Source organism: Neoluteolibacter marinus, assembly GCF_014904755.1.
Classification (GTDB): Bacteria; Verrucomicrobiota; Verrucomicrobiia; order Verrucomicrobiales; family Akkermansiaceae; genus Haloferula; species Haloferula marina.
Genome location: NZ_JACZFQ010000028.1, coordinates 1 through 26,912, shown reverse-complemented (window position 1 = coordinate 26,912; position 26,912 = coordinate 1). Strand labels below are relative to the sequence as shown.

The 26,912-nt window shown below is 62.9% G+C and carries 27 protein-coding genes and 1 pseudogene; 14 read left to right on the top strand and 14 right to left on the bottom strand.

Translation table 11 applies throughout. From position 1 onward, the window contains the following. Positions 1-170: 170 nt before the first annotated feature. The 11 genes and pseudogenes from IG178_RS07945 to IG178_RS07895 all read right to left on the bottom strand — a co-directional run bounded on the left by IG178_RS07945 (position 171) and on the right by IG178_RS07895 (position 9,261). Positions 171-614, bottom strand: a complete 444-nt coding sequence (locus tag IG178_RS07945; protein WP_193212005.1) for a hypothetical protein — start codon at positions 612-614, stop codon at positions 171-173. Continuing rightward, complete coding sequence (locus IG178_RS07940) at positions 611-1,003, bottom strand: hypothetical protein (protein ID WP_193212004.1); 393 nt, start codon at positions 1,001-1,003, stop codon at positions 611-613. Before IG178_RS07940 ends, IG178_RS07945 begins: the two co-directional genes overlap by 4 nt. A gap of 384 nt (positions 1,004-1,387) precedes the next feature. Then, positions 1,388-1,906 carry a hypothetical protein gene (locus IG178_RS07935; protein WP_193212003.1) on the bottom strand — a complete coding sequence of 173 codons (519 nt, stop codon included), beginning with the start codon at positions 1,904-1,906 and terminating at the stop codon, positions 1,388-1,390. After that, entirely contained in the window at positions 1,903-2,790 is an 888-nt protein-coding gene (locus IG178_RS07930; RefSeq protein WP_193212002.1) for a hypothetical protein, read from the bottom strand. Before IG178_RS07930 ends, IG178_RS07935 begins: the two co-directional genes overlap by 4 nt. A gap of 425 nt (positions 2,791-3,215) precedes the next feature. Continuing rightward, the gene (locus tag IG178_RS07925; RefSeq protein WP_193212001.1) at positions 3,216-4,334 is read right to left on the bottom strand and encodes an AAA family ATPase; all 1,119 of its coding nucleotides are present in this window, start codon (positions 4,332-4,334) and stop codon (positions 3,216-3,218) included. Continuing rightward, entirely contained in the window at positions 4,331-5,287 is a 957-nt protein-coding gene (locus IG178_RS07920) for a CHC2 zinc finger domain-containing protein (RefSeq protein WP_193212000.1), read from the bottom strand. The genes IG178_RS07925 and IG178_RS07920 overlap by 4 nt, the downstream gene beginning before the upstream one ends. After that, positions 5,284-5,487: a hypothetical protein gene (locus IG178_RS07915; RefSeq protein WP_193211999.1), complete on the bottom strand. Its 204-nt coding sequence runs from the start codon at positions 5,485-5,487 to the stop codon at positions 5,284-5,286. The genes IG178_RS07920 and IG178_RS07915 overlap by 4 nt, the downstream gene beginning before the upstream one ends. Then, positions 5,484-5,789: a hypothetical protein gene (locus tag IG178_RS07910; protein WP_193211998.1), complete on the bottom strand. Its 306-nt coding sequence runs from the start codon at positions 5,787-5,789 to the stop codon at positions 5,484-5,486. The genes IG178_RS07915 and IG178_RS07910 overlap by 4 nt, the downstream gene beginning before the upstream one ends. A 764-nt stretch (positions 5,790-6,553) precedes the next feature. Next, positions 6,554-7,750, bottom strand: coding sequence for a site-specific integrase (locus tag IG178_RS07905; protein WP_193211997.1), 1,197 nt, complete (start codon positions 7,748-7,750; stop codon positions 6,554-6,556). 478 nt (positions 7,751-8,228) lie between these two features. Beyond that, positions 8,229-8,555: pseudogene (locus IG178_RS26155) on the bottom strand (restriction endonuclease); the annotation flags it as partial. Between the two features lie 109 nt (positions 8,556-8,664). Continuing rightward, a complete protein-coding gene (locus IG178_RS07895) occupies positions 8,665-9,261 on the bottom strand; it encodes a hypothetical protein (RefSeq protein WP_193211996.1) in 597 nt (198 codons plus the stop codon). A gap of 497 nt (positions 9,262-9,758) precedes the next feature. Between IG178_RS07895 and IG178_RS26365 the strand changes: the two genes are divergently transcribed. The 3 genes from IG178_RS26365 to IG178_RS07880 all read left to right on the top strand — a co-directional run bounded on the left by IG178_RS26365 (position 9,759) and on the right by IG178_RS07880 (position 14,631). Beyond that, positions 9,759-10,199, top strand: coding sequence for a GNAT family N-acetyltransferase (locus tag IG178_RS26365; RefSeq protein WP_193211995.1), 441 nt, complete (start codon positions 9,759-9,761; stop codon positions 10,197-10,199). Positions 10,200-10,627: 428 nt separating this feature from the next. After that, entirely contained in the window at positions 10,628-13,336 is a 2,709-nt protein-coding gene (locus tag IG178_RS07885) for a valine--tRNA ligase (protein WP_193211994.1), read from the top strand. Between the two features lie 53 nt (positions 13,337-13,389). Then, a complete protein-coding gene (locus IG178_RS07880; protein WP_193211993.1) occupies positions 13,390-14,631 on the top strand; it encodes a DUF4332 domain-containing protein in 1,242 nt (413 codons plus the stop codon). Positions 14,632-14,637: 6 nt separating this feature from the next. Here the strand turns inward: IG178_RS07880 and dtd are convergent, their stop codons facing one another. Genes dtd through IG178_RS07865 form a run of 3 tightly spaced genes read right to left on the bottom strand, consistent with a single transcriptional unit; the run spans position 14,638 to position 16,053 of the window. Then, complete coding sequence (gene dtd, locus IG178_RS07875; protein WP_193211992.1) at positions 14,638-15,090, bottom strand: D-aminoacyl-tRNA deacylase; 453 nt, start codon at positions 15,088-15,090, stop codon at positions 14,638-14,640. Positions 15,091-15,097: 7 nt separating this feature from the next. Then, positions 15,098-15,439, bottom strand: a complete 342-nt coding sequence (locus IG178_RS07870) for a rhodanese-like domain-containing protein (RefSeq protein ID WP_193211991.1) — start codon at positions 15,437-15,439, stop codon at positions 15,098-15,100. Then, entirely contained in the window at positions 15,436-16,053 is a 618-nt protein-coding gene (locus IG178_RS07865) for a L,D-transpeptidase family protein (protein ID WP_193211990.1), read from the bottom strand. The genes IG178_RS07870 and IG178_RS07865 overlap by 4 nt, the downstream gene beginning before the upstream one ends. A gap of 266 nt (positions 16,054-16,319) precedes the next feature. Between IG178_RS07865 and IG178_RS07860 the strand changes: the two genes are divergently transcribed. The 11 genes from IG178_RS07860 to IG178_RS07810 all read left to right on the top strand — a co-directional run bounded on the left by IG178_RS07860 (position 16,320) and on the right by IG178_RS07810 (position 26,808). Next, positions 16,320-17,075 carry a HEAT repeat domain-containing protein gene (locus IG178_RS07860; protein ID WP_193211989.1) on the top strand — a complete coding sequence of 252 codons (756 nt, stop codon included), beginning with the start codon at positions 16,320-16,322 and terminating at the stop codon, positions 17,073-17,075. Positions 17,076-17,203: 128 nt separating this feature from the next. Continuing rightward, complete coding sequence (locus IG178_RS07855) at positions 17,204-17,935, top strand: hypothetical protein (RefSeq protein WP_193211988.1); 732 nt, start codon at positions 17,204-17,206, stop codon at positions 17,933-17,935. A gap of 84 nt (positions 17,936-18,019) precedes the next feature. After that, positions 18,020-18,310 (top strand): FmdB family zinc ribbon protein, encoded by a 291-nt coding sequence (locus tag IG178_RS07850; protein WP_193211987.1) that lies wholly within the window; start codon positions 18,020-18,022, stop codon positions 18,308-18,310. 42 nt (positions 18,311-18,352) lie between these two features. Next, positions 18,353-19,069 carry a hypothetical protein gene (locus IG178_RS07845; RefSeq protein WP_193211986.1) on the top strand — a complete coding sequence of 239 codons (717 nt, stop codon included), beginning with the start codon at positions 18,353-18,355 and terminating at the stop codon, positions 19,067-19,069. A gap of 11 nt (positions 19,070-19,080) precedes the next feature. Continuing rightward, a complete protein-coding gene (locus IG178_RS07840) occupies positions 19,081-20,550 on the top strand; it encodes a hypothetical protein (protein ID WP_193211985.1) in 1,470 nt (489 codons plus the stop codon). A gap of 72 nt (positions 20,551-20,622) precedes the next feature. Continuing rightward, positions 20,623-21,717 (top strand): glycine cleavage system aminomethyltransferase GcvT, encoded by a 1,095-nt coding sequence (gene gcvT / locus IG178_RS07835; protein ID WP_193211984.1) that lies wholly within the window; start codon positions 20,623-20,625, stop codon positions 21,715-21,717. Between the two features lie 14 nt (positions 21,718-21,731). Further along, positions 21,732-22,109 carry a glycine cleavage system protein GcvH gene (gcvH, locus tag IG178_RS07830; protein WP_193211983.1) on the top strand — a complete coding sequence of 126 codons (378 nt, stop codon included), beginning with the start codon at positions 21,732-21,734 and terminating at the stop codon, positions 22,107-22,109. A gap of 460 nt (positions 22,110-22,569) precedes the next feature. Next, positions 22,570-25,407: an aminomethyl-transferring glycine dehydrogenase gene (gcvP, locus tag IG178_RS07825; RefSeq protein ID WP_193211982.1), complete on the top strand. Its 2,838-nt coding sequence runs from the start codon at positions 22,570-22,572 to the stop codon at positions 25,405-25,407. Positions 25,408-25,499: 92 nt separating this feature from the next. Continuing rightward, positions 25,500-25,838: a hypothetical protein gene (locus IG178_RS07820; RefSeq protein WP_193211981.1), complete on the top strand. Its 339-nt coding sequence runs from the start codon at positions 25,500-25,502 to the stop codon at positions 25,836-25,838. Positions 25,839-25,850: 12 nt separating this feature from the next. Continuing rightward, positions 25,851-26,348: an 8-oxo-dGTP diphosphatase gene (locus IG178_RS07815; RefSeq protein ID WP_193211980.1), complete on the top strand. Its 498-nt coding sequence runs from the start codon at positions 25,851-25,853 to the stop codon at positions 26,346-26,348. 109 nt (positions 26,349-26,457) lie between these two features. Continuing rightward, positions 26,458-26,808: a hypothetical protein gene (locus IG178_RS07810; RefSeq protein ID WP_193211979.1), complete on the top strand. Its 351-nt coding sequence runs from the start codon at positions 26,458-26,460 to the stop codon at positions 26,806-26,808. The last annotated feature ends 104 nt before the right edge of the window (positions 26,809-26,912 follow it).

Below are 26,912 nucleotides of genomic sequence, written 5' to 3'. Positions count from 1 at the left end.
TCGCCTCTCATCCGCGCCCGCTTGTTTTCAAGCTCAAAGGTCTTGTCGATCAGGCTGGCGGCTCTCCGCGTGATCCTCTCTTGTGGCGTTTCCTTGTCGCGAGTCATTTCAACATTGGTGATAAGTGAAAGCCCCGCCCCCTGTCGAGGACGAGGAGTTGATCGAAGGCTTCAACGTCGGGGCGCCAGCCCTTCACGAATGGCCTGCAAGGCGAGCGTCGCCGGAGCGATTCCTCGCCGGTCGGCTTCGGCGGCCAGCTCGAGGAACAGATCCTCGGGAAGCGCATTGCTCCCGATCACGAGGGAGATTGCGAGAGATACCCCGGGGTCGATCACTGGCCGGCGATCTTCAAGCGCGGCGGCCAATGTCCAACGGCGCAAGACTTCGTGCGTGGCGACTCCCTCGCGCTCGGCTGTGATCGCGGCCGCGGCGGTGACACGAGGCGAGAGGTAGAGATTCGCGGACTCGCCGGGGCTTGGCCGTTTCCGTTTCCTCGTTTGCCTTGGCCTCGGGCGCGGGGCCTCGATCTTCCCTGCCTCGATGTCGGCGGCTTGCTTCTGACGGGCCTCGGCACTCAGGGAGCGTTCGAACGTGGCGAAGGGGGAGCGGTTCATGCGGCCTCCTTTCCGGTGGCGGCTTTCTGCGCCCGGTAGCGTTTCAGGTAGTCCGCGGTGCCCAGCTCGGCGAGACGGTGTAGCTCGGATGTCGCGGACGGGGAAAGCCCGATGTAGCGGGCGGCGAAATCGCGCTTGAATTCCTGCGCCTCTTCGTCGTTTCCGGTCAGTAGCAACCCGAACAAGACATGCGTTGCAATCGTTGATGCCGGGCGTTCCCCGACGGCCTTGGCGTGATCTCTGACTCGCTGTGCTGCTTTCCCCTTCAACGTGAGGGTGATCTTCAACGGCTTGATCTCCGGCGTGTTCTTCTTGGTCGTTTTCATGTTCAACAAAAACGGGTCTCCCCCGGAGCGGTGCTGTAACACCTTCGCCACGCGGTCAGGCATGACTATTCCGGGAGAGACCCGATATTCTCGCTTTGTTGGTTCCGCATGACCGGGTGACTATTCCGGCCGTCGAGTGCGGGCCGCGGTTACAGCCACGGCTGCGAAAGGCTTATCACGGCGACGGTCGAGGTCAAGACTTCCAGGGCCGGCGCCGGCTCGGGCTCCTTGTCCCGCGAATGCTTGGCCGTAGCTGGCGGGCGCCCGCATCTTTTCGGCGGTGGCATTTCTGGATCGCCTCGGGAAACGTGGTTGGACTCTAGACAAGCCGGGCAATGCTCGCGGGCGATCGGGGAACGATCATCGAGGTTGAGGGCTACACGTCCGGGGCGAATCCAAGGCACGGGTTCGGAAAGGCGCAGGACAACCACGGCAGCGTTTGGAAGCTCATTTGGTAGGGCTCCGGCGAGGCTTCATCCGGCGATCACTGAGGCGCTCCGCGGCAGGAACCAGCTCTCGAGCCGCATCGTCAACCATGTGTTGCATCCCGGCAGCGATGCGCTCCGCCGCTTCGGGCGAATGGGTCGCCGCGAGGATCTCCGCGGCGATGGAAGGGAGCGGGGCGAGATGCCTTTTCACCGCGGCCGCAAGTCTCGCCCATTCGTCGCGGACTCCGGGCCGTTCGAATAGTTCCCGGCGGCGGGCGTGATCGGTGAAGGGCTCGACTTCGGCGCAGGGCCGGAGGATCGCCGGAAGCCTCGGCTCGGCGGATCGATCCGCGGGGGCTGGCTGCGGAACCGGTTGAAGGAGTCTCCAAGCGATGACATCGCCCAGAGAAACAACGATGCCCTTCGCTGTCACTTCGGCTGGGCAGCCTTCCTCAATCCAAGCGGTGATCGTGGCCGGATGCTTGCGGAGAATTGCGGCGGCATCGGGGATCAGGTGGGCGGGATTCGGGGCGGTCATTTCTTGGTTTTCTGGCGAGCTTTCGCCGGCTCGCTGGCACCGCGGCGGGGTCGGCTCGCCCCTGGCTTCGTGTCAGTGGCCGGCGGGAGGAAGTCGAGCAGACATCGGGGCTCTCCGAATTGCGAATCCCACAGCCTGTGATCGAATCGGTAGTCGGCACAGTTCCGCGGCTTGATCGGCATTTGTTCCGCCACGTCGTCGCGGATCACGAGAAAGCGCGGCGGCTCGGGGTAGATCCGTCTTGCGTTGATCTCCGCGATATCCCGAACCCCTATGTCGGTCCACTGCCAGAACTCGACGCGATCCGCCTGCAGTACGCTGAAGGGGTGAAGGTCGAGACGCCAAGCGGGGACAGCGGCGGGGAAGCGGGCCGGCAAGCATAGGTCGCCAAGCGGGCCGGTCCAGTCGCCCGGGATCGGTGGCAATGTCGCACTTCCATCGAGAAGGGGCGCGGGGACTGTGGCCGCGACTTGGCGGAGCCAGCCCTCGGCGGTCTCCTTCGCCCTGGCCATCACGTCGTCACCATGTAGCAGGCGGAGCCATTGGAAGGCGCCCTCGTCCACGCTGGCGGCGCCGCAGCCCTCCGGCGGGGTTTCTCGCCATGCGCGAGCCTCCTCGGGGAAGTTCGGCCAATCCTCGCCGAGAGACGCGAGCGGGTCGGACCAGAATTGCCGGCACTCGAACAGGAGCCACTCGACAAGCTCGCGCTCGTTGACCGATCCGTTCGGACGGAAACCGGGACAGCCGTGATGCTTGGCGAGCCGGAGTGCATCGACGGGGAGCCCCAGCGATGCGGCCGCGTGCGCGATGCTGGCGAAGGTCCGGGATCGATCGGAGAGGGCAGGGCAGCGGCTTTCGTCGTCGTCGTGTGTGTGGGGCTTCATGGAAGTTTTGTGCCTAGCCATTTTATGCGGGCTGGTCGCGCGCGTGGAGATGAAGGGGGGAAGGACCCGCGACCGGGGGGGGTGGGGGTAGCCTCTCGCTCGCTCATCCCTCATCCTGTCGCGCCCCCTTCGTCGCTGGCTGGCGGATCTTCACCGCCCGATGGGTTCCAAGTGCGACACGGCACGCGGCGTCAGCTTGTGGCTTCGGGATGCTGACCAGGTGAAGAACGATCCGGCCCGGTTGCTCCGGGTGCGATGACTTCCCGGCGATCATGAAGCACTCGCCGGCTTCTAGCAGGTGCCGGGATGCTGCCTCGCTGAGGAGGATTCGGACTTGCTCCGGTTCACAAGGAACGGGTCGGGACACGGGGGGTATTATATATACCCCCCTGTGTCCCTGTCCCGATTCCGGCGCGGGACATTTCCTATTTGTCCCGCTCATGTCCCGATTGTCCCGACGGCCTCAAACTCCAAGTTCCCGCTTTCGTCTTCCTTAGAACGCCAAGCTTTTCAGCTCGCTGCATTCTCTTCTTCATCGTCTCAGGCTTCACCGCGTCGCCTGTCCCGCGAATGTCCCGATCAATTTCGGCAGCATCGGCTGGTGTCAATTCGGGACATTCTCCAATTGTCCCGAATTCCTCGGCATGCTCGAAGATCGCGGCCCACTCGGCGCGAGCCTTCGTGATGGCATCAAGTCCCCGTTGCGCGGCCTTCACTCCCTCCGCTCTGCCTTGGAACGTGTGCATGCCGGTTTCGTCATCCCAGGCGAAGCAAAAGCCTTGCTCCTTGGGAATGTCCCGCCTCCGCATGTCGGTTCCGTAGATAGTGGAAATGCTGGTCTCCGCGTCCTTGTCGATCCGCAGATTGGCAAACGCTTTCCGGTTCAGCTCGCTGCCAAGGTGGCCACGGGTCTTTGCCTCCTTCGATCCGGGATTCTCGTGAAGTACGCAGATCACGGCGACGTGATACTTTTGCGCCAACGCCATGATCTCCGAAATCAACTGCAGCCCCTCGGCTTCATCGTTGGGGCTTGCGCATAGATCGGCAATGCCATCGATCACCACGAGGTCAACCGCTCCCCGCTCCTCCATCTCATGCGCCAAGCTGAGCTTCAGAATCTCGAGCCTCTCCGATCGGGCGAACATTACCAGCGGTAGCGATACGAGCCGGGGGCTTGTGACGGTGAGCCCTGAGCGCATGATCCCACGCGAAACAAGGTTGTGCCAGTCTGCCCGACTTTGCTCGGTATCGAGATGGACAATCGCGCCATCGTCAGATCCGGCCCACTCCAGACAAAGCGTGTCCCCGGTGGCGGCAAAAGCTCCGCGATGCCCCGCGCCAAGGATGGCGGAAACCACAGCGGACTTGCCCACCTTGCTCTTGCCTTGAACTCCCGTGACGTTTCCCCGGGCCGCGATAGGGACGCCACCGATCGTCAGGCATACTTCATCGGGCGGCGGCTTCACCTCGGGGTCATAGCGCAAGGCATAGGCGCGTTCCCTCAGCGACAAGGGCGGGGCTGTCGTCTTGATTTCCGGGGTCATCGGAACAAGCCCTCCGGTTCGATCTCGCCGGCCACGTCGAAGAGGTCTTTGCCCCTCGGCATCGTGACGACATCCACCGTGCAGCCAAGCTCTAGCAGAATGCGCTTCCATGTCTCCGCCATCTCGTCTCCGGCGCTGTCGCCATCGGGCGTGATGCGGACGCGGCGGCTTCGGAACCACGGCACAAGCTCCGGGTCAATCCGGTTGCACTTGGCGCCAAGGACGGCCGCGGGAATCCATGAGTTCCGCCCGTGGTGGTCTCGCCGGTATCTGGCGTAAAGCCCCAGGGCCGCGAGGTAGTCCTTCGGTCCTTCGGTGAGGAAAACCCCGGTGGATTTCGGCGCTCCCCTCAGCATCGCCGCGCCCGGTAGCCATTCCTTCCGAACTCCCTTGAGCGGATAGGCTTTGCTTTTCCCGAAAAGCCCCCCGTCGAGTCGCCGAATCTCTCCGGCCCGGTTGGCGCTGTCAGTGACGACGAAGCACTTCGTGCCATCATCCAACTTGCAGAACCGCAGAATGCCGGCCTCAACGGCGGCCCAGGTCGCGGCGTAGGGAATCCGCGCTTTCGTGCTGAATGCTCTCCACGTCTCGGGGGAGCCTGTCACCAGCTCGGCGGGCCACTCGATGACCTTTGCCCGCTGCTGCTCTTGCGCCGGCCGGGGGGGCAGGGCAGGGGGCGGGTTGCCGCTGCGGTCGGAAAGCCAGTCTCGGACGGCTCGATGATCGCCACCGATCGCAACTCGAATGAACTCGATCACGTCGCCGCCTTCACCGCTGCCGTGATCCTTGAATGCCTTTCCGTCGTCGAAGATCGAGAAGGAAGGCGTGCGTTCTTCTCGGAATGGCGAGTTGCAAGAGCGTCTCGGCTCGCCGGGAAGGCGAAGCGTCTGCCATAGATCAAAGATCGTGTAGCGTTCCCTGGCCTCGGCAAATAGGTCGTGCGGCTCGCTCATTCGCTTCCCCTTTCCAGTTGATCGAGGATCTCAATCACGCGCTCGGCATCCTTCTCTTTCCGTGGCGGCAGAATCCCGCGGTCGATGATCTCGGCATGGATCTCTTCCACGATCTCGGCGGGGTCGGGCTCTCCTTCGGTCGATGCGAGGCGGCGGCGTACATCAGCCCGGAATCGTCCGTGGTCTTCGATCGAGGTCATTCGGCATCCCCTTTCCGGCTCTTGTTCATCGGCAGGGCGGCGGGCGGGCGGTTGAGCCCGGCCTCAATGAACTCGTCGAGGGATTCCCGCTTGATCAGGCGACGGCCACGGGATGCGCCTTTGCGCAGCACGTTGGTGCTCACGATCTCGCCGGAAAGGGCAAGGTCTTCGATCAGGGCGGTTGAAAGCCCGGAGTAGTGCGAGGCGACCGCGTAGGTCATCCACTTCACTTCCAGGGGGGCGCACTTGCTATCGAGGATACTGAGTACCTCGCGGACGGCTTCGATGGATTGTTTGCTCATCGGCAGCCCTGTCGCGGCTCATCACGGCTGCGGACGCGTGCGGCTGCGGGGGGCTACCTATGTGCGGGGCGGTGGCCTTCTCGATCTCGTGGCATTGCCCTTCTCCGCTCCCATCTTTCCGGCCTCGCTCCGACTCATCGGCGGCTTGGCGATCGCATCTTCCACACTCCACCCGGCATCGAGACGGAAGCGGAGAGCGGCCCGCGTGACACCCTCCGCGGTGATCTCGTGAAGCTCGTCGAGCGTCCGTTCCTCGCCATTCCAGTGCCATCGCCGTTCCCCTGGCCGTGGCTGGCGCTTCGGCTGGTCTCGCCACTTCGAAGGCGCTGCAAACCTTATCCCTGCTTCCTTTAACAGCTCCTTGAAGCGCGGAAGTGGGATGTGAGCCCGGCCGATGAACACGGCGTGAAGGTAACTCGGCGAGAACTCCGCGCCCGCGAGGTTCTGCCAGACCCCGGCCTCATGATCCTCCCAGAATCGGGCCTCTGCTTCCAGTGCGGCGGCGATTTCCCAGGCTGAAGCTTCGTCGGTTCGGCCTGTCGCTCTTGAATGGCGCCTCCCGTCCGCATCGCGCCAGATGGCCGTAAAGCATCCACTTGGTTCTCGTTGAATCGTCGCCATGAATTCAGCACTTTCTAATCACTTGTCGCTCGGCAACTTGCTCGTGCTTAGACGTTCTTGCGCGCCAGTGGAATATTTCCGTGAAGTGCCGGGTAGCTCTTTCTCGCTGAGAATCGGGGGTCGGCGGGGTTTGTGGTTGCGAATCACTGTGCCCCAAAGCTCGGGAGCAATTCGACGGCCCGGCCGAGAGCTTCGTCGTGATGGGTGTATTTCGCATGAACCCCGGCGGAGGAATGCCCCGTGAGCTTCTGGCGCACGTCCGCGTGCACGTCGGCATCAGCAAGCCAGCTCGTGAAGCTGTGGCGGAGGCTGTGGAAGCTCCGGCGCTTCACCACGTCGCCGGCTTCGGTGATGTCCCTGGCCACTCCTGCCCGTCCCATGATCCGGGTGAACTGAGTCGATAGCGTGCCAGTCTTCACCCCCTTCAAAGTCGGGAAGAAATCACCCTTGCGCTTGCCGATCCATCCAAGGGCCGGCGGAGAGAGGGGAATGGAAAGGGTCTTGCGGCTGCGCTTCGTCTTCTCTGGCCGGATCACAAGGTTGGTGCCCTCGACATGGGCGCGGCCGAGTCGGATCACGTCGCCAAGTCGCAAGCCGGTATGCGCGGCAAGCAGGATGGCGCCCTTCCATTCGTCCGGGGTCTTTTCGCTGTCGATCATGGCGCGGACTTCCGCCGTGGTGAATGGTGCTCGCTCCGTGCTGTCGTCTTGCGTGAGGGGGCGCACGGTGGCGGCAACGTTCGCTTTGGCGAGCCCGGCCTCGACAGCGGCATGCAGGGCGCGGCGCAGGGCGCTCCGGTCCATGTTGGCGGTTGCCGCGGTGATCGTCCGCTTGGTGCCCTTCACCTTCGTCTTGTGGATCTTGGACAGTGCCTGTTCCACGTCGCGCTTGGTGAGCTCTCCCACGGGCGCGGCGGCGATCCTCGGGCCAACGGCAGCAATCACCCGGCGGCGCATGTCCTTGTAAATGCGGGCGGTCTTTTCACTCACGTCGCGTTCCTGAGTCGCCACCCATTCGCCAAGGTGTTGATCGAGGGACACGACGCGGAAGTTCGGATCGGCGAGACGATGGAGGCGCTCAATCAATTCCTCGGCGCGGGCAAGGGTGAGGTCGCCGGCATGGGCTTCCCTCGCGGCGGCTTCCACGATCACAGCGAACTGGCGGGGCAGGTGAGACGCGCCGGCTTTCTTCTCGCGCTCCTTGGCTTCCAGGTCGTTTGCAATCTTGTCGGCCTCGCGCTTCTTGGTTGTCCCGGTTGCTCTCGATACGCGCTTGCCGTTCGCGTCCATGAATCGGGCGTACCATTGCGGATTGTCGGTGTATCGATAGAGGGTGGCCATGGGATCAGGCGGGGATGACTGAACAAAATGCTAAACAGGAAGCACGCGGATGCACGCTTAAAGTGTTCAGTGGCTGTTCAGTCGGCCATTTAGCCTTAGAGCCATATAGAGTGCGGTGAAATAGGTCGTAGGTTCGATCCCTACCGCCGGAGCCATTTTCAAGTTTTGAGGCAGCTTCCAAAGAACTGCCTTTTTTCGTGTCCGGGTGTGTCATGGCGTGGCTAACCCGTTTGTTTTTAGCGGGCTCGGTAGGCGAGTCGGAAAATTCGGCTGTCGCGTTGTGTGTCGTGGTGTTGCGGGATAGTGCGCATTTGCCTGAGTGCTCACCTGAAAGCCCACCTGAAAGCTTTCCTGATTGAAGGGCCGGGAGACCAGTCACCGATGCCGCGACGGGGAGCATGGATTGATCCGTATAAACCGCCGTGGTGAGCCTCTCTTCGGAATGGCGCATTGCCTTCATCGCTACCCGGATCGGGACAACCACGTCGTAGTGGATCTGCTCCGAGGTGATTTTGGTGAAGAACTTGCGGGCGCACTCGATGCGGGCCTTCTCAATCTCGCGGAGTCGGAGGGAAGACATGCTGCCCTTGGTCTCAGCGATAAAGAAGACGTGCTTCACCTTGCCGGAGTCGAAGGCGATGGCCCAGTCGGGGTTGTAGTCGCCCACGGGTGTGGGGATGGCGAAACCGCGGGGGAGCTTGGCGTAGACGACAACTTCGGCGCTGGTATCGAGATCCTCGGCGATCCGTGCGTATTCGCCACTCTGGCCATCCTCCTCGTCGCCGTCGTAGGTTCGGTATTTGGCGACCTCGTCGATGAAGAACTGGCTTAGCACCTTGATGCCCTGGGAGAACAGATTGCGCTCGGTGTCGAAGTGGGCGCGGGTCGTCTCGCGGATCTCCTTCGCGGGCTGATCAGTCCTCGTCCACCTCATCGAGGAACCGCTCGAACGGCTTCTGGCTTGCGCTTTTCTGAACCCACCGAGGCCCGGTTTCGCCATCCTCAAGGAGTCCGACGACGAATCCCTTGTAGTCGGGGCCGACTCCGCGCTTTGATCCCTTGTAGGTGATTTTGAATTGCACCGTCCCGTCATCGTTCACTTCCTTCGTCTCGGAGGCGTAGACGGCGACCGTGTTCCCCTTCGGCCCAAGCCAGTGGATCGTGAGCGAGTGGGGGCGCTCGCGCATCTTGCTGAGGGTCACTTCGACGCAGCGAGCATCGTATTTCGTGTTCGCCTCGTTGGAGTCCAACTTGACCGTGCGGGCCTCCATGTCGGGCTCTGGCATGACATCTGCCGCGGCGACATATTCGCGATCCGCTTGGCTCAGGTCGGCTAGCTTGATATTGGCCCGCTTGCCGTTTTTGAGCAGGACCTCGGCGTGAGTCTCGGACTTGTCGACCAGAGTTCCGGTCATCGTCCGGCCCTTGGTATCGGTCCACTGGCGGGAGGGTTCGGCCGCGCTGAGAGTGGCCAGCAGTAGGGCGAAGGGGAGGGTAAGATGTCGTCTCATTGACCGGCAGATAACATGGCCTGAGATGGTGGCGAAGCGCGGTTTTTGCCATCCTTACCGGAATCAGATTGCGATGGGGCTACTGAGAAATGTCACCACGCCGGATCTAAGCGATATTAGTTTCGCCGGATCAAATGTTCTCGGTGAACTACTGGCGGAAGCTCTGAGTTTTCACCGGCTCGCCATCCTCCGCATTCCGACGAATCGCCGAACACATCGCGCGCGCAATTGGCGACATATTCAATCATTTTGGTGACACTAAAAAAGCGCCAGAGGAGCGGCAGTTTTGGGGTCTCATTGGATGTTGTAACTGATTCCGAACGACGGGGGAGTATTCAGGCAGTGAATTGACCTGAATCGCGATCACCGCCGGTTGGAGGAAATCTGGACTCTTGAGAATCCTATCGCTTTCTGGTCAGAGACTGTTCGCGAATTCCGGCGGCTTGACCCCTTCTTCCTTGGGCAGGTGGTCGGACTGCCATCCCGATCCAACTAGAATGAATTCCCCCACAATTCGATGTGCCGCACCCTCCGATAGCGAGGCGATCGCGGAGCTTCTCGGTCAACTGGGATACCCTTGCCCGGCTCAGGCGGTGGCCGGGCGACTCGCAGGCCATGGCGAAGGTACGATGGTGATCGTAGCGGAGTTGGGCGCGGGGATTGTCGGGTTTGCGAGTTTTCACGTGATCCCGCTATTCCATGCCGACCGGCCGCTCGGAAGGATCACGGCGATGTGCGTGCGAAGCGGCTGCCGGCGCCGCGGGGTGGGGCAACGGCTACTGGAGGCGATCGACGAACTGGCAATGCAAGCCGGCTGCGCCCGTATCGAGGTTACCAGTGGCGACCACCGGGTTGAGGAGGCCCATCGATTCTACCAAGGCTGCGGTTTTTCCCCGGTCGATCAGCGCTTTCAAAAGAAACTCGGTGATGGCGGGTAGCGTTGGACTCCAGAACTGTGGTCCGCCGTCAGTGCATGGTCCCGGAGGAGGATCAAAGGGAATGGGGAATGTTTGAAACGAAATGGGCCTGCATTTGACCTTTCGCGCCATATCCCGGGTCGTTTCGCGCGGGCGGATCCCCGGAGTTGGCTGGTTTCCCGGCATCGCGGAAAAATCGACGATTTCGAGAAACAAAACCCAGGCCTGCGGCGTTATACCTTTTGTAAGGACGCTGCGAGAGCAGATCATAACCTTACAACAGATCTTGTCAGGAAGTTTGACTCCCGGCAGGTGGTCCGGCCGGATGTTCCTCGGGTTTTTGGGTTTTTCCCGGGGAATTCCGGTCGGGCCTCTTTTTTATACGGGCACGTGATCGTTGATCCGCCCCCCTTTACAAATCCCAAGGGCTCTGGCATCCCTCCGCGGCCATGTCCGAATTGTCCAAAGCCTACGAGCCCCAAGCGGTGGAAGCCAAGTGGTATGCCGCATGGCTCGAAGGGAAATGTTTCGAAGCCGATCCGGCCTCGGAGAAACCCGCGTACTCGATCGTCATCCCGCCGCCGAACGTCACGGGCATCCTTCACCTCGGACATGTTCTCAACAACGCGATCCAGGACATCCTGGCCCGTCGCGCCCGCCAGACCGGCCACGAGGTGCTGTGGCTGCCGGGGACGGACCATGCAGGCATCGCCACCCAGGCCAAGGTGGAGCGCGAGCTGCGCGAGAACGAGAAGCTCACCCGCCGCGACCTGGGCCGCGACGAGTTCCTCAAGCGCGTCTGGGCCTTCAAGGACAAGCACGGCAACATCATCATCAACCAGCTCAAGCGGCTGGGTTGTTCCTGCGATTGGTCGCGCGAACGATTCACCATGGACGAGGCCTACACCAGGTGGGTCAGCCATGTGTTCGTTGAACTCTTCAAGAAAGGCCTGATTTACCGTGGCAAGCGGATGGTCAACTGGTGCCCGGTATCGTTGACCGCGCTCTCGGACGAGGAGGTCATCATGACCCCGCGGAAGTCGAAGCTCTACTTCATGAAGTACGAGCTAACCGACGCGCCCGGTGAATTCCTCGAGATCTCCACCACGCGTCCCGAGACCCTCATGGGTGACGTGGCGGTGGCGGTGAATCCGAAGGATCCGCGCTACGCGAAATACGTCGGGCGCACGGTGTTCCGGCCGTTCCCTCACGCCGCGATCCCGGTGATCGCGGACGATCACGTGGACATCGAGTTTGGCACCGGAGCCTTGAAGATCACGCCGGCCCACGACAAGGCGGACTTTGAGATCGGCCTGAAGCACGGCCTGGAAATCATCGACACGCTGACCCCGGACGGTCATATGAATTGCCCGGAATGCCCCGACTTGCACGGGCTCGAGCGCTTCGTGGCGAGGAAGAAGGCCGCAGCCAAGCTCGAGGAAATGGGCCTGCTGATCAAAGTGGAGGAATACGACAACAACGTCGGATATTCCGAACGTGGCGGTGTGCCGATCGAGCCGCGGATCTCGATGCAGTGGTTCCTCAAGTATCCCAAGGTCCAGGAGGCTGCCGACGCCGTCGCCAATGGCGACATCAAGTTCCGTCCGGAGCGTTGGGCCAAGACCTACGCCCACTGGATGGAGAACCTGCAGGACTGGTGCATCAGCCGCCAGCTCTGGTGGGGCCACCAGATCCCGGTGTGGTACCGCAAGGACAAGCTCGACGCGCTGAAGAACGCGGAATCCCTCGACATGCAGGATTTCGCCTCGGGGGACATCCATGTCGGAGTGGAGGCCCCCGCCGACGGTGACAACTGGGTCCGCGACGAGGACGTGATGGACACCTGGTTCAGCTCCTGGCTGTGGCCCTTCGCGACGATGGCCGGGGTCGGGGAGGAAACCGCGACCTTGAAGAAGTTCTACCCGACCAGCGACCTGGTGACCGGGCCCGACATCATTTTCTTCTGGGTGGCCCGCATGATCATGGCCGGCTTCGAGTTCAAGGACGAGCTGCCGTTCAGGAACGTCTATTTCACCGCGATCATCCGCGACCTGAAGGGGCGCAAGATGTCGAAGTCCCTGGGCAACTCGCCCGACCCCATCGACCTGATGGAGAAGTACGGCGCCGACGGCCTGCGCTTCGGGCTGATGCGGATCGCTCCGGTCGGCAGCGACGTGCGCTTCGACGAGTCGCAGGTCGAGGAGGGGCGGAACTTCGCCAACAAGCTCTACAACGCGTGCCGCTTCCGCCAGATGGCGGGCGAGATCGAGTATCCGGAAAGCGAGTCGGACGACGATCACGAGGTGGTGGGAATGGCGAACTGTTTCCACCTCGACATCCTCGCGAAGCTCGACCAGCTCACGGTCGATCTCGACAAGGCCTACGGGGACTATCGTTTCGGCGAGATCGCCGCGCGGCTCTACGAGTTCCTCTGGAACGAGTTCTGTGACAAGTTCCTCGAGGCGGTGAAGGGCGACCTGCGCGAGACCGCGACGCCGGAGGCGCGCGCCGTGACCTTGTCGGTCTTCGACACGGTAATGAGCCGCTACCTGCAGTTGCTCCACCCCTACATGCCGCACGTCACCGAAGAGCTGTCGCAGCGGATGGGATTCCTCAACGAGGACGAGTTCCTGATGCAGGCGGATTTGCCCGAGGAACCGGTGCTCGCGGGGCTTTTGGCGGAGGACATCGCCACCGAGCAGGGCAAGGCGGCGGCGATCTACGAGACCGCCGGGCGGCTCCGCAACCTCAAGGCCGAGTACAACGTGGCCTCGCGGCGCGACGTGAAATTCATCATCAAGGGCGCTGTCGACTGGTTCGATGCCGAGCGGCCGATCCTGGCCCTGCTCACCGGGGCGGGGGAGATCGAGGTCGACTCCGCCTACGCGGCGCCCAAGGGCACCCCGGTGTCGTTGACTCCGGTGGGTGAAATCTACCTGCCGCTCGAGGGACTGATCGACGTGGAGGCGGAGCGCGTCCGTCTGACCCGCGAGATCGGCAAGCTTGAGCAGGAACTCGCCCGCAGCGAGGCCAAGCTGGGCAACGAAAGCTTCGTCGCCCGCGCTCCCGCCGAGGTGGTCGCCCAGGAGAAGGCGCGTCTCGAGGAATGGCGCGGCAAGCTGAAGCAGCTCGGGGAGATGCTGTCAGGGCTCGGATGATGCCTTGCCACGGGCTTCGTCGCCGGTAGTCTCGGCCTTTCGCAACCGGGGGGATGTCGGAATTGATCAACATTGTAGGCATCGGACCCGATGACGCCGAATTGCTGGAAGCGTCCGGCTGGGCGGATTTGCGGGCCTTGGCAAAGGCCGACGTGGAAGTGCTCAAGCGCGAGCTTTCGGCGGCGAACTCGATGTTGAAGATCGTGCCCCGGGCACCCGACGCCAGGAAGATCAACCGCTGGGTCAAGGCGGCCAACCGGGCGCTGGATCCGGCCGCCCCCGCCGCCACGTCCAAGCCCGCCCGCAAGCCTGCGGCTGCTGCCGCCGGGGCTCCCCCGGCAAAGCCCCGTTCCCGCCGCAAGCCCAAGATCGAGGAGCCTCCCGTCGCCACGCCGGTGGCAAAGGTGGAGCCACCCGTGGAAGAACCGGAACCGCCCGAGGAGCCGGTGATCACCGGACCGGTGAACTTCGAGGCGGATCCGGATGTCCGGGAGATGCTCGCCTTGGCTCCGCTGGCGGTGCCCATTCCCGCCCGCATGCTTGCGGAGAAGGGGATCGGCCCGTCGGAGATCGCGATGGCCCCCTTGCTCAACCGCGCGGTCGGCGATCTGGAAGTCCAGGTCACGGTCGAGCGCCCGCAACGCCGGGACCTTCCCGAGATGCCGGGCGGCAACCGCCGTTCCTTCGCTACGGCTTCCGTCCAGGTGGCCGACATCGGCTTCACCACCGGTCGACGCGGCTTCGACCCCGCCCGCGTCCGGACCATCGAGGAAGCCCAGGGCGATGCCCCGCCGGTGCGTGCGGCCTCGACCAAGTCCGGGATGGACGACGACCGGATCGCCCTGCTGCGGGCACCGCGGCCCGAGACCAACGGCAAGCGGAAGCCCAGCTCCCGATTCTACATCCGCGGGGTCCTGCATGACCGGCCCTTCAAGGTTTGGTTCGGCGGGCTGTTCACCGTCTTGCTGCAACTGAGCGTGCCGCTGGCGTTGATCGCCGCGCCGTTGTTGATCCTTTCCGACCAGATGCCGGAGAAATTCGACTGGGTGCCGTCGTGGATCATCGTTTTCCCGATCCTCGTGCCGGTGCTCGGTCTCCTGTATGCGCTGGTGAGCTCCGGCGCCAAGTGCCGGGTCTGCACGCAGCGCTTGTACGTGCCGAAGCACTGCCTCAAGAACCGCAAGGCGCATCATTTGCCGTTGCTGGGGCACATCGGCGCGGTGGCGCTCCACGTGATGACCTTCCGCTGGTTCAATTGCACCTATTGCGGGACCGCGATCCGGATCAAGAAGTAGCCCCGGCTATTCCCGCGCCTTGGTGTCCATCACGATGGTGACCGGGCCGTCATTGACCAGCGACACCTTCATGTCCGCGCCGAAGCGACCGCGGCCGATGGGGCCGGCGAGCTCCTTTTCCATGGCCGCGCAGAAGCCTTCGTAAAGCGGTTCGGAAACATCCGGGCGGGCGGAGCGGATGAAGGACGGGCGGTTTCCTTTCTTCGTCGAGGCGTGGAGGGTGAACTGGCTGACGACGATCATCCCGCCGCCGGCCTCGGCCAAGGCGAGGTTCATCAGCCCGGCTTCGTCGGGAAAGATCCGCATTTTGGCGATCTTCGGCGCCAGCCAAGTGGTATCGTCCGCGGTGTCGCCCTCCTCGATGCCGAGCAAGACAAGCAGGCCGCGTCCGATGGCAGCCACGCATTCCCCGTCGATCTCCACCGCCGCCGACGAAACCCTCTGGATCACTGCGCGCACGGTCCGACTAGTAGATGGGAACCGCCGGATCGATCTCTTCCGACCAGCGGTGGATGCCGCCGGCCATCGACCAGGAATCGGCCAGCCCGCGGGAACGCAGGAAGGCGGCGGCCCGCAGCGAGCGCATGCCGTGGTGGCAGTAGATGATCGCCGGCTTCTCCGGGAGCGGGGCTTCGCCGAATCCCGAAAGCGGAACCAGCCGGGCGCCCGGAAGGCGGTTGATGTGCCACTCGTCTTCCTCGCGGCAATCGATCAGGTCGATTTCTCCGCGCGCGACGGCGGGCAGGAGCTCGGAAACCCGGGCGCCGCTCACCTCGATGTCGTCCCGGGCGGGCAGGGAGCCGCTCATCGTTCGACGATCACCGGAGTTCCGACCTGGGCATTCTCGAAGAACTTCTGCGCCATTTTGTCGGGCATCCGCACGCAGCCGTGCGAGGCCGCATAACCCGGCAGGTAGCCGGTGTGCATGCCGACCGCAGGCGCGAAGTTCAGGTAGTTGAACATCGGGGCCCCCTCGTAGTAGCAGCCTGGCGGGACGGGTTCATTGTGGGCTTCCGCATCGTCATCCACGATCCGGTCCGTCCCCTTTTCCTTGAAAACCCCGTAGCTGGAAGAGCGGTGCCACTTGTCCTTCTGGTTGACCTTGTAGTTGCCGGACGGGGTGCTGCGTCCTTCCTTGCCGGTCGAAATGCGGGAGACTCCGGCAAGCTGGTCGCCCTTGTAGAAAAAGGCCTTCTGCTGGGTCAGGTTGATTCGGATCTTCGCCGGACCGGTGAGATGGTCGCCGTCCCAGTAGGAGACATCGTCGGGGATGGGGCTGGATTTCCAATCGTGTTCCCGCTTGCCGTTGAAGCCGGCCATGTAGCGGTTTTCGCCGCGCATGTCGGAGAGCGTGTCGTCGATGCCGGAACAGGAAATGGCCAGGAACGAGAGCAGGATGGCTGGAGCGTGAAGGCTTCTCATGGAAGTTCGGATGCCGCGACTTTTAACCGTGAACCGGCAAGGGGTCAATCGCGTCCGGTGGATCGGGCGGAACGCAATCCTTTGACAAGGAGGGAGCGATTCCATGCAGTGAAGGAGATTGGTAGCCCGATGGCATGATCCCCCCGACGACGTTCCGAACTGCCTGTGCCGGCCTGATTCTTCTGGTCGGGATCGGCGTGGGTTGGATGGCGGGTCGCAGAGGGGAAGAAGCGGCCGCGCCCGATGAGAAGCGTGTGCCCGCCCCGGTGCAGGCCGGCTCCAGACCGCTTCCGGCCATGGCTCCCCGGGAGCGGCGGGATATCGCTCCGCGGGACTTCGCCCGATTGACGGAGGAAGGGGAGAAGGAACTACAATCCTTGATCCAAGAATTCCGGCAGGCCCCGGGCGATCAGGCCAGACTGGTGGCCTTGGACCGGATTGATGCCGGGTTTTATGGGCGGGAGTGGCTTGAACTCGCGCGGGAAATTCTGGCGGGGGAGGGTGGAAACTACAGTGCCGAGGTGAGGGCCAGGGCTGTCGAGATGTTGGCCGGCAATACTTCGGCTGCGATCCTGCCCTTGCTTGAACTCGCCAGGAAGGACGCTGGCGAAGCGGAGCGGATCCAGATCGTGATGGCGGCAGCGCGGGTGAGGGATCGCAAGGTCGTGGATTTCATCGCCGGGGCATTCGACGACTCGTCCGCGAACGTCCGTTTCAGCGGTCTCGATGCCGCCGACCTGCTTTCCGCGGACCATAAGGGCCGGCTTTTTGCCAGGGCGATGCTCGGGCGGCATTCCGACGTGGCGCTGGCGGGCTTGGCCGAGCTCGAAGTGGATGCTTCGCTCGCCTCGATGCCACTGATCTTGCAAGGGCTGTCGGCGCCGCTTCCGGAGGTGCGGGAAGAGACGCTATCCACCTTGGGGTTCCTCTTGGACGAAGACTTCTCGGACCCTGAACAAGCCAAATCGTGGTGGAAGGAAAACGAGCGGCACTTCGACCGGGATCTGAACCGCGTCGATTGAGTTCCGGGGAGAATCCGGTTTGACCCTATCGGGAGATCGAAACTAGAGTGACCGTCTCCCTCTTTCGGGCCGATGCGGGGTCTTTCCGTTGTGGCCGGGGGAGATCCAACCCCCAACCCCCAAACACCATGAAAAGCCAATTCTTCCGGGCCCCTGCATTGATCGGGCTCCTCCTCCTGGCCGGCAGTGCGACGAGTGTCGCGGAATACGTGGCCATCAAAGGTTCCACCAGTATTCGCATTGATCGACTGGTTTACCTCGATTCGACCGGGGAAACCCGGCAAGAGCGGGAAAACCAGAAGCTCCAGCAGTACGCGCTCTACTCCTCGCTCGGCGGTACCGGCTACGCGCTCTACACCGTCGACAACAAGAACAAGCTGGTCTTCAAGTCCACCGGGGAACTCTCCGCCGGCTACACCTTCTTTCCGAATGTCGATGACAAGGGGCAGGGACTGGAGGTGCACAAGCAATTCAACAAGTCTTGGGCCACCGACATTCCCGACCTCGGGACCGACGAGGATCTCTGGAACGTGAAATGCGGATCACTGCGCGGTGCCCGTCGTCTGGTCAACCTGCGCGAAGCGGGATTCCAGATCGAGGCGGCGCCGAAATTGTCCGGGAACTTCACCCACACGATTTGCTCCAATGCGTTCGGCATCGATCCCTCGGTCACCGAGGGCTATTCCCCCGGCATGTTCTTCCAGGAAGACAGCGTGAAGAGCAACTTCAAGCTCGACGTGAAATTGACCGACCAGATCAATTTTCTGGGAGGGAGCCTGATCAACGGGATCTTCGTTATGGACAACTTCCTCACCGACAAGGGGTTCGTGATCATGGCGGGGCCGCCGATCGACTTCTAGCGGTCGCTCCGGGCGGGACGGCGTAGCGCTTGCGCGGGCGTGCGGGAATGCTAAAGGTCCCCACCTGTTCGCACGTCACACGCCATGCCAAACTACGACTACGTCTGCCAGAGCTGCGGTCACCGCTTCGAGGTCTTCCAAAGCATGAACGACCCGAAATTGGAGGATTGCCCGCAGGAAGGCTGCGACGGCAAGGTCAGGCGCTTGCTCGGCACCGGCGCCGGGGTGCTCTTCAAGGGCTCCGGCTTCTATCAAACCGATTACCGGTCCAGTTCGTACCAAGCGGGGGCGAAGCAGGACAGCGCGGCGTCCAAGCCGGCGGAGGCGCCGAAGGCCGAGAAGGCCCCGGCACCGCCGGCCAAGTCCTCGGAGTGAGCGCGCTTCCCAAACCCGGTTCCCTTTGCCACGTTCCGTCCCATGGCCGATGAAAAACAGGTGAAACCCCGCGGCAGCTGCCTCGGCAAGCTGGTGGTGTTGATTGCCCTGCTCGGAGTGGCGGGGCTGGGGGCGGCAGTGTATTTCATCGTCACTCCACAGGACCTGACTGACATCAAGGGCCGGACCTCGGGGCTCACGGCGCCGCCGAAAGCGCCCGATCTTGCCGCCGTGCTCAAGAAGTCGATCGAGGGGAACTACCCGATCAGCCTCAGCGAGGAGCAGATCAATCTCTACCTCCAGCAAACCCTCGCCGCGAAGCAGGGCGGGTTGCTCGGCGAATTCGTGACCATGAAGGGCGTCCGGGTCAGGCTGGAAGAGGGCTACGCCGAAGTCATCATGGAGCGATCGGTGATGGATCAGCCGTTGACCCTGTCGATGTACCTGAAGATCGACCAGTACATCGACGTGCAGGGTCGTACCAAGGGGGCATTGGTGCGTGGCGGAGATCCTTATTTCCCGAATGATCCCCGGTTGGAGCACCTGATCCGCGGCGGTCGCTTCGGGCGCCTTGAGGTGCCCCAGGGCTTCTTGCTGCTGGTGTTGCCGGCGTTTGAGAAACTTGCCGGTGTTTATCAGAATGAGCTACACCTTGGGTTCGAGGAAATGTCCCGCATCACCTTCGCCGAGGGGAAGCTGGTCCTCGATCCGCGCGCGGACGGGGGCGATCTCTCCCCGGGTGTGAACGGAACCTACTGAGATCCGCAATCATGCCTTCGCGAGTCCACCTCCCGTGTTTTGCCGTGGTGACGCTGTGCCACCTCGCGCACGGGCAGGAGCCGCTCAAGGCGGTACCGGTGGAATCGGATCCAACGGAACTCCTCGCCCCCGAGGGATACGTGGCCAAGCCGCAGGCGGACGCAAAGGCGGTCAGCCGATCGGGTATGTTCCGGGTGGGTGGGGGTGAATATTCGCAGCGCAGTTCGGTGGCGTTGTTCCTCGAGTCAACCCGGGATGAATTCGAAGCCTTGCTCCGCGACCGGGACGACGCCGCGGCGAAGGCGGCCGACAAGCGCGGGTCGTTTGCAGAGGCCGCCAGGAAGAACGACGAGTTCGACGTGGCGGTGAATGTGACCCTGCAGGGCAAGCAGGGCGATCCTCCGCAGCCGAAGAGCGTCGTCTATGAACTGGGCTACACGGACGAGGCGTTTTCGTTGGGAATCCAAATCCACCTCGCGCGGGGCATCGACAACGAGCTGCTCGAGCGTGCGGCGTTGACCGTGCTGCTGTATGAGCGGGCCTTGCGCGGGGTTCGTCCGGAGGGCTTCGACGAACGTCTGGTCGTGCGCCCCTGGCTCGTCGAGGGATTGTCCGAGGCGATGAAATGGCGCGCCGGCACGGCCGACCGGCGGATTTACGAAGGGGTCTTCCGCCAGGGGGGCGGTTTCACCTTGGACGAGTTGTTCGAGTTGAAGGAGAGCAGCTACCGCAAGCTTGACGGCGCCTCGCGGCTCGCCTTCCGGGCGCTGTCCGGGGCGTTGGTGATGGCACTGCTGGAACAGCCGCAGGGCAGGGAGGCATTCCGGGGTTTCACCGGCGAGGCCGCCCGTTTCGCCGGGGAGATGCCGATCCTGCTCCGCAAGCACTTTCCCGAACTCAACCTCTCCGAGCGCAGCCTGGCGAAGTGGTGGGCGCTCACCCTTGCCAAGCTGGTGGAGCCCAAGCTTTCCGAGGCACTTTCGATCGCCGAAACCGAGCGGGATTTCAACGATACCCTGCAATTCCACCTCCGCAGCGCCGAGGGAGGGATGAGCAACCTGCCGCTCGACGAATGGCAGAAAATCGCCGCGATGGAAGCGGGCGATCGGGCTGAAGCGATTCATCCTGCCGAGGCCGGATTAATCCGGCTGAGCTACCGGTGTTTCCCGTCCTATCGTCCACTCTTGAGTGAGTACCAGCTGATCCTCCGCGATCTGGCCGTCGGCGAAACCAAGGACATCGGATTGCGGCTGGAGGAGCTGAAGCAGCAGCGCGAGATCCGCATGGAGCGGGCCAATCGTGCCCGCGACTACCTGGACTTCATCGAGATCTCCCAGGCCCGCTCGCTGAGCGGGGAGTTCGAGGACTACATGCGCCTGAAACAGGAACTGGAACTCCGGCCGAGGCCGCCGCGACATGACCGGCTCTCGGAGGTGCTCGATTTCATGCAAGGGACCTACGAACCACGCAAGAAGCGCTAGAATCGGTCAAAACTCCGCCGCCGGCAGCCGCTTGTTTGACAAGCCGATGGGTGCTTCCCACGCTTCGCCTCCGTGAGCAACATCCAGAGCAGTCCCTTGGAGGATCTCCACCTGCAGCTCGGCGCCCGCATGGTGCCATTCGCGGGGTGGAACATGCCGGTCCAGTACACGTCGATCATGGACGAGCATGCCGCCGTGCGTTCCGGGGCCGGGATTTTCGACATTTCCCACATGGGCCAGTTCGTGGTCATCGGCCGCGATGCCGAAGCCTGGCTCAACCGGATGCTGGCCAACAATGTCGCCAAGCTGGAGCCCGGCCAGGGGCAGTATTCCTTCCTGCTCAACGATGCCGGCGGTGTGATCGACGACTTGATCGTCTACCGGACCGCGAAGGACGAGTTTTTCCTGGTCGTGAACGCCTCGATGATCGACCAGGACTTCTTCTGGATGAACGAACGGTGCGAGGGCGACGTCAGCCTGGCGAACGAGAGCAGCCTGTGGGCCGGGATGGCCGTGCAGGGGCCGGATTCCGCCGCGGTCTTCGCCCGGGCCTGTCCGGGACAGGAATTGCCGCCGCGCAACGGGATCGGGCGCTTTGCCACGGCGGGCGGGGACGTGATCGTCTGCCGGACCGGCTACACCGGGGAGGACGGCTTCGAGTTTTTCTGCGCCGCCAGTTCGGGCGAGAGCTGGTTCCGAGGGTTCATCGACGCCGGTGCGAAGCCCTGCGGGCTGGGCGCGCGGGACACCTTGCGTCTGGAAATGTGCTACCCGCTGAACGGATCGGACCTGTCGCCCGATCACACGCCTCTTGAGGCGGGCCTCGGCTTCTTCGTCGACCTGGAGAAGGGTGACTTCATCGGCCGCGAGGTCTTGGTGAAGCAGAAGGCCGATGGACTTTCCCGGCGTCTTGCCGCCATCGCCTACACCGGCAAGGGCGCACCGCCGCGAGCCCACTACGAAGTCCTCGATGCCGATGGGCAGTCGGTCTCGGAGCTCAGCTCGGGAGTGCTCTCCCCGAGTCTCGGGCAGGGGATCGGCATGGCCTACCTGCCCGTTGGTCTCGCGAAACCCGGCACCGAGCTCCAGATCGACGTTCGCGGTCGCCGCTTCCCGGCGGTGGTTGTGAAGAAACCGTTTTACAAGCCCTCCGCGCAAAAAGCATAAGAACCACCATCCCGATGAACGTTCCGCAAAACCTCCGCTACAACACGTCCCACGAATGGGTCCTGGTCGATGGCGACATCGCCACGATCGGCATTTCCGACCACGCCCAGGAAGAACTCACCGACGTGGTGTTCGTTGAACTTCCGCCCGTTGGAAAAACCGTCGACGCCGGCGATCCGACCGCCGTGGTGGAATCCGTCAAGGCCGCCAGCGACATCTATTCGCCGATCTCCGGTGAGGTCGTCGAGGCGAACGAAGCCGTCGAAGCGGACCCGTCGCTGGTGAATACCGATCCCTATGGGGCCGGGTGGATCTTCAAATTGAAGATCAAGGATGCTGCCCAGCTCGACAGCCTGCTGGATGCCGCGGGCTACGAGGCAATGATCGCCTGATTTCGAAAGCGCCGGTACATGGGACCGGCGCTTTTCATTTCGGGTCATCCGGACTTGTTCACATGTTGTTGGCACTTGTTCACTGGCGGTGGGTAAGTGGCCTCCGAAACGGGCTGATGTTCACAATTCGATGTGAACAACCTGATGCAGTCGCTTGAAGCGCGTGCTTGGAGGGCTCTGACGAGGTCTTGCAAAGGGCCTGACGGGAGCGTGGGTGGACCGGCCTCCTGTAGGTTATTCACAAGTTGTTCGTCGTTGTTCACTCATGGGGGGGGCGCGGTGCGACGCAGGCGCTTTCGCGTGTTGTTTGCCGACGGGGGTGGAGGGGCTGACGGAATCGGTCAAAAAGTCGCATTCCGGGAAGGGAACGATTCGCGGGGTTTGCGTGGGCGCGGATTTCCACTATTCAGGGCGCGCCGTCGGGCGGGCGCAGGGCCTTTCCCGGCCGGCATTTCAAGTCATGCTCGCTCACACTGATTTTCGCAGCCGCCACCTGGGAGCCATCGGCTCGTGCCGGGAGGAAATGCTGAATGCCATCGGATACGCCTCGCTGGACGCCTTGGCCGACGACGCGGTGCCGGCGGGAATCCGCCTGGACCGGGAGCTGGTGTTGCCGGACGCAAAGGGTGAGCCGGAAGCGTTGGCATGGCTGAAGGCGATATTTGCGCAGAACAAGGTGCTCAAGTCGTTCATCGGCCAGGGCTACCACGGCACCCACGTGCCGGGGGTGATCCTCCGGAACATTCTGGAGAATCCGGGTTGGTACACCGCCTACACCCCGTATCAGGCGGAGATCGCCCAGGGTCGCCTGGAGGCTCTTTTGAATTTCCAGACGATGATCACCGGCTTGACCGGTTTGGACGTCGCCAACGCCTCGCTGCTGGACGAGGGAACCGCGGCGGCGGAGGCGATGAGTCTCGCGCTGGCCGGTGCGCCGAAGGGCAAGGCGATCTTTGTTTCCGACGCCTGCCATCCTCAGACCGTCGAGGTGGTGAGGACCCGCGCCGAGCCGCTGGGAATCGAGGTGGTGACCGGCGACTGGCGGACCTTCGAGCCTGCCTCCTGCGAGGGGCTTTTCGCGGTGCTGGTGCAGTACCCCGCGACCTGTGGGTCGGTGTGGGACTACAGCGCCTTCTTTGAAAAGGCGCATGCAGCGAAAGCGGTCACGATCGCCGCGGCCGACCTGCTAGCGCTCACCTTGCTGAAGGCTCCGGGCGAGTTCGGTGCGGACATCTGTGTCGGCAGCAGCCAGCGCTTCGGGGTGCCGATGGGCTTCGGCGGTCCGCACGCGGGCTTCATGGCCTGCAAGGACGCGCTGAAGCGGAAGATGCCCGGGCGCCTGATCGGGGTGTCGGTCGATTCCCGTGGCAAGCCCGGCTACCGGCTTTCGCTCCAGACCCGCGAGCAACACATCCGCCGCGACAAGGCGACGTCCAACATCTGCACGGCGCAGGTCTTGTTGGCGGTGATGGCGTCGATGTACGCCGTCTACCACGGTCCGGAGGGATTGAAGCACATCGCGCGGGAAGTGAACCGCAAGGCGCGCGTCCTGGCGGCGTCGCTGACCGCGGCGGGAGTGGAGGTGCCGACCGAGTGGTTCTTTGACACGATCACGGTCAAGGTGCCCGGCCGTGCCGGGGAACTCTGCGCGGCGGCGGTGGCGAAGGGGTTCAACCTGAGGTCGCTGGGTTCCGATCGGGTGGGGGTCGCCTTGGACGAGACGACCACCGACGAGGACGTGGCGACCTTGTGCGAACTCTTCGGTGCCGCGGTGAGCGGCGATGCCCCGGCCGCTTCCTGGGGCGGGTCCCTTTCCCGCGGGTCTGCGTTCCTGATCCAGAAGGTATTCAACAGCTATCACTCGGAAACCGAGATGCTGCGATATCTCAAGCGCCTCGAGTCAAAGGACCTGGCGCTGAACGAATCGATGATCCCGCTTGGCTCCTGCACGATGAAGCTGAACGCGACTTCGGAGATGCTGCCTTTGAGCTGGCCCGAGGTCAGCTCGCTGCATCCGTTCGTTCCGGCCGACCAAAGCAAGGGCTATCGAGAAATGCTCTCCCTGCTGGAAGGCTGGCTCGCTGAGATCACCGGTTTCGCGGCCGTTTCACTTCAGCCGAATGCCGGATCCCAAGGGGAATACGCCGGCTTGCTGGCGATCCGACGCTATCATCAGTCACGGGGCGAAGAGCACCGGCACGTTTGCCTGATCCCGGTCTCTGCACATGGCACCAATCCCGCGTCGGCGGTCATGGTCGGCATGAAGGTGGTCGGCGTGAAGTGCGACGAGAAGGGCAACATCGATGTGGCCGACCTCAGGGCCCGGATCGACGAGCACCGCGACAACCTGTCGGCCCTGATGGTCACCTATCCGTCGACCCACGGGGTGTTCGAGGAGACGATCGTGGAGATCTGCGAGGCGATCCACGAAGCCGGCGGCCAGGTTTACATGGACGGCGCCAACATGAACGCGCAGGTCGGCTTGACCAGCCCGGGACGGATCGGGGCGGACGTATGCCATCTGAACCTTCACAAAACCTTCTGCATCCCGCACGGCGGCGGGGGGCCGGGGGTCGGACCGATCGGCGTGGCGCCGCAGCTGGTGCCGTTCTTGCCGGGGCACGCGGAGCTGGAGTCGAAGGAGGGAACCGTCTGCTCGGCGCCGTGGGGAAGTGCGTCGATCAATACGATCTCCTGGATGTACATCGCGATGATGGGTGCCGCCGGTCTGAAAGAGGCAACCCAGATGGCCATCTTGAACGCGAACTACATGGCCAAGCGCTTGTCCGGCTTCTTCCCGGTCCTCTACACCGCGCCGAACGGTCTGGTCGCCCATGAATGCATCATCGACGTGCGCCCTCTGTCCGAGAAGAGCGGCATCACCGTCGAGGATGTCGCGAAGCGGCTCATGGACTACGGATTCCACGCCCCGACCATGAGCTGGCCGGTGGCCGGAACCCTGATGATCGAACCGACCGAGTCGGAGTCGAAGGGGGAACTCGACCGGTTCTGCGACGCGATGATCGCGATCCACGGCGAAATGATGGCCGTGGCCAACGGTGAGGCGGATGCCAACGACAACCTGCTCAAAAACGCCCCGCACACGGTCGACAGCGTTTGTTCCGACGAGTGGAACCATGCCTACACCCGCGAACAGGCGGCGTTTCCGTTGCCATACCTGCGCCAGCACAAATTCTGGCCATCGGTGGGTCGGGTCGACAACGTGCACGGCGACCGCAACCTCGTCTGCACCTGTGACACCGTGGAAGCCTACGCTGCCGCCGCCAGCGCCGAGTGAGGATTTCCGGATGCGCCGCCGCGGAGTGTGTGTTAGGTGACGGATCGGCGGGCCGGGGAATCGGCCCGCCTCCAACCACCAACTGACACAAAATGAAAACAAAGATCCTGCCGCTGTTGTGCGGACTCGCGGTGATCGCCATGGTCGCGATCTTCAACACGGGCGCTTCCGCCCAGGACAAGCCGGTCGAGGGCGACGCGGCGAAGGTGGCGGTGCCGCTCGGGCTGCGCTGTGTGGTGACGCTGGACCCCGCGGCGGACGACCCCTCAACCTCCACGGTCGAGCCTCTGCGATCGTCGGGGTTTACCGCCTTGAACACCTCGGAGGGAGTTCTGGTGCGGCTCGACGCCGAATGGGTGGTCTTGCGGGATGGAAACTACGACAACTGGATCCCCCGGCAGAAAGTGCTTTTGATGCGCAGTTCCCGGTGATCCCTTCCCGGCATGATTCCGTCACCGGTCGACTGGGAGAGCTGGCGTGCGCAGATCCACGCCACGCTGATGTTCATCATCCGTGACGGGGAGATCCTGCTCATTGAAAAGAAACGAGGTTTGGGAGCCGGCAAGATCAACGGCCCGGGAGGGAAGATTGATCCCGGGGAAACGCCGCTGGAATGCGCGGTGCGCGAGACCCGGGAGGAGCTCGGGATCACGGCGCTGCGTCCGGTGAAGCATGGCGAACTCCACTTCGCGATGTCCGATGTCCCGGACATCCTTTGTCATGTATTCCTCGCCCGGGCGTTCGAAGGCCGGCCACACGAAACGGAGGAGGCGGTTCCCCTGTGGTGCCGGCTCGACGAGATTCCCTATGACCGGATGTGGCGGGATGACATCCACTGGCTTCCCCGGTTGATCGACGGCAGGAAATTCCACGGTCGTTTCGTTTTCGAAGGGGAAGAGGTGATCTGGCAGGATCTCCAGCTCGATGTCTTCTGGCCCTAGCGGGCGCAATCATTCATTGGATGACTTGAGATGCTTGTGATAGGGTTGCCGGTTACCGGAATGGCGCTCCCCCGGGCGGATTCCGGTTTTAACCCCAACCCCCAAAGCAATGAAAGTGCAAGCCCCGCTCCTGCTTGGAGCTGTGACCATGATCGCGGCGGTCCTGACGTGGACCTCCGGGGTGAAAGCGGGAGACCGCAATTCCGGTGCCCCGGTCGTCCATATCGAGGATTGTCTCGAGGATGTGATTGACCAGCAATGTGTTGTTTCGATTGATCCTGATTCCGTCCCAACCACGGAATTTGCCGGAAGCAGCAACACGATCACGGGTTTCGTCGCCCCCAATACCGTCAGGGGCGTCATGGTTCGGATTGAACCCGACTGGCTGGTGCTCCGCGATGGCAACAGTTTGAATTGGGTCCCCCGGGAGAAAGTCATCTTGATTCATGTTTGCCTTTAATTGGACCGTATAAGTCGTGGGTCCGAGGTGGAGCGGTGGTTTATCAGTTGGATGATGAATCAACGATCCGGTGTGAATTCGTGCGTTATGCAATCGATGATAGG

Bases quoted from the DNA above. Each gene is read 5' to 3' on its own strand.
- IG178_RS07905 (WP_193211997.1), bottom strand. From the start codon at position 7,750: ATGGCCACCCTCTATCGATACACCGACAATCCGCAATGGTACGCCCGA.
- IG178_RS07925 (WP_193212001.1), bottom strand. From the start codon at position 4,334: ATGACCCCGGAAATCAAGACGACAGCCCCGCCCTTGTCGCTGAGGGAA.
- IG178_RS07840 (WP_193211985.1), top strand. From the start codon at position 19,081: ATGCCTTCGCGAGTCCACCTCCCGTGTTTTGCCGTGGTGACGCTGTGC.
- IG178_RS07945 (WP_193212005.1), bottom strand. From the start codon at position 614: ATGAACCGCTCCCCCTTCGCCACGTTCGAACGCTCCCTGAGTGCCGAG.
- IG178_RS07935 (WP_193212003.1), bottom strand. From the start codon at position 1,906: ATGACCGCCCCGAATCCCGCCCACCTGATCCCCGATGCCGCCGCAATT.
- IG178_RS07940 (WP_193212004.1), bottom strand. From the start codon at position 1,003: ATGCCTGACCGCGTGGCGAAGGTGTTACAGCACCGCTCCGGGGGAGAC.
- IG178_RS07810 (WP_193211979.1), top strand. From the start codon at position 26,458: ATGAAAGTGCAAGCCCCGCTCCTGCTTGGAGCTGTGACCATGATCGCG.
- IG178_RS07915 (WP_193211999.1), bottom strand. From the start codon at position 5,487: ATGACCTCGATCGAAGACCACGGACGATTCCGGGCTGATGTACGCCGC.
- IG178_RS07895 (WP_193211996.1), bottom strand. From the start codon at position 9,261: ATGAGACGACATCTTACCCTCCCCTTCGCCCTACTGCTGGCCACTCTC.
- IG178_RS07850 (WP_193211987.1), top strand. From the start codon at position 18,020: ATGCCAAACTACGACTACGTCTGCCAGAGCTGCGGTCACCGCTTCGAG.
- IG178_RS07920 (WP_193212000.1), bottom strand. From the start codon at position 5,287: ATGAGCGAGCCGCACGACCTATTTGCCGAGGCCAGGGAACGCTACACG.
- IG178_RS07930 (WP_193212002.1), bottom strand. From the start codon at position 2,790: ATGAAGCCCCACACACACGACGACGACGAAAGCCGCTGCCCTGCCCTC.
- IG178_RS07820 (WP_193211981.1), top strand. From the start codon at position 25,500: ATGAAAACAAAGATCCTGCCGCTGTTGTGCGGACTCGCGGTGATCGCC.
- IG178_RS07880 (WP_193211993.1), top strand. From the start codon at position 13,390: ATGTCGGAATTGATCAACATTGTAGGCATCGGACCCGATGACGCCGAA.
- IG178_RS07865 (WP_193211990.1), bottom strand. From the start codon at position 16,053: ATGAGAAGCCTTCACGCTCCAGCCATCCTGCTCTCGTTCCTGGCCATT.
- gcvH (WP_193211983.1), top strand. From the start codon at position 21,732: ATGAACGTTCCGCAAAACCTCCGCTACAACACGTCCCACGAATGGGTC.
- IG178_RS07815 (WP_193211980.1), top strand. From the start codon at position 25,851: ATGATTCCGTCACCGGTCGACTGGGAGAGCTGGCGTGCGCAGATCCAC.
- IG178_RS07845 (WP_193211986.1), top strand. From the start codon at position 18,353: ATGGCCGATGAAAAACAGGTGAAACCCCGCGGCAGCTGCCTCGGCAAG.
- IG178_RS07910 (WP_193211998.1), bottom strand. From the start codon at position 5,789: ATGAGCAAACAATCCATCGAAGCCGTCCGCGAGGTACTCAGTATCCTC.
- IG178_RS07870 (WP_193211991.1), bottom strand. From the start codon at position 15,439: ATGAGCGGCTCCCTGCCCGCCCGGGACGACATCGAGGTGAGCGGCGCC.
- IG178_RS26365 (WP_193211995.1), top strand. From the start codon at position 9,759: ATGAATTCCCCCACAATTCGATGTGCCGCACCCTCCGATAGCGAGGCG.
- IG178_RS07885 (WP_193211994.1), top strand. From the start codon at position 10,628: ATGTCCGAATTGTCCAAAGCCTACGAGCCCCAAGCGGTGGAAGCCAAG.
- gcvP (WP_193211982.1), top strand. From the start codon at position 22,570: ATGCTCGCTCACACTGATTTTCGCAGCCGCCACCTGGGAGCCATCGGC.
- IG178_RS07855 (WP_193211988.1), top strand. From the start codon at position 17,204: ATGAAAAGCCAATTCTTCCGGGCCCCTGCATTGATCGGGCTCCTCCTC.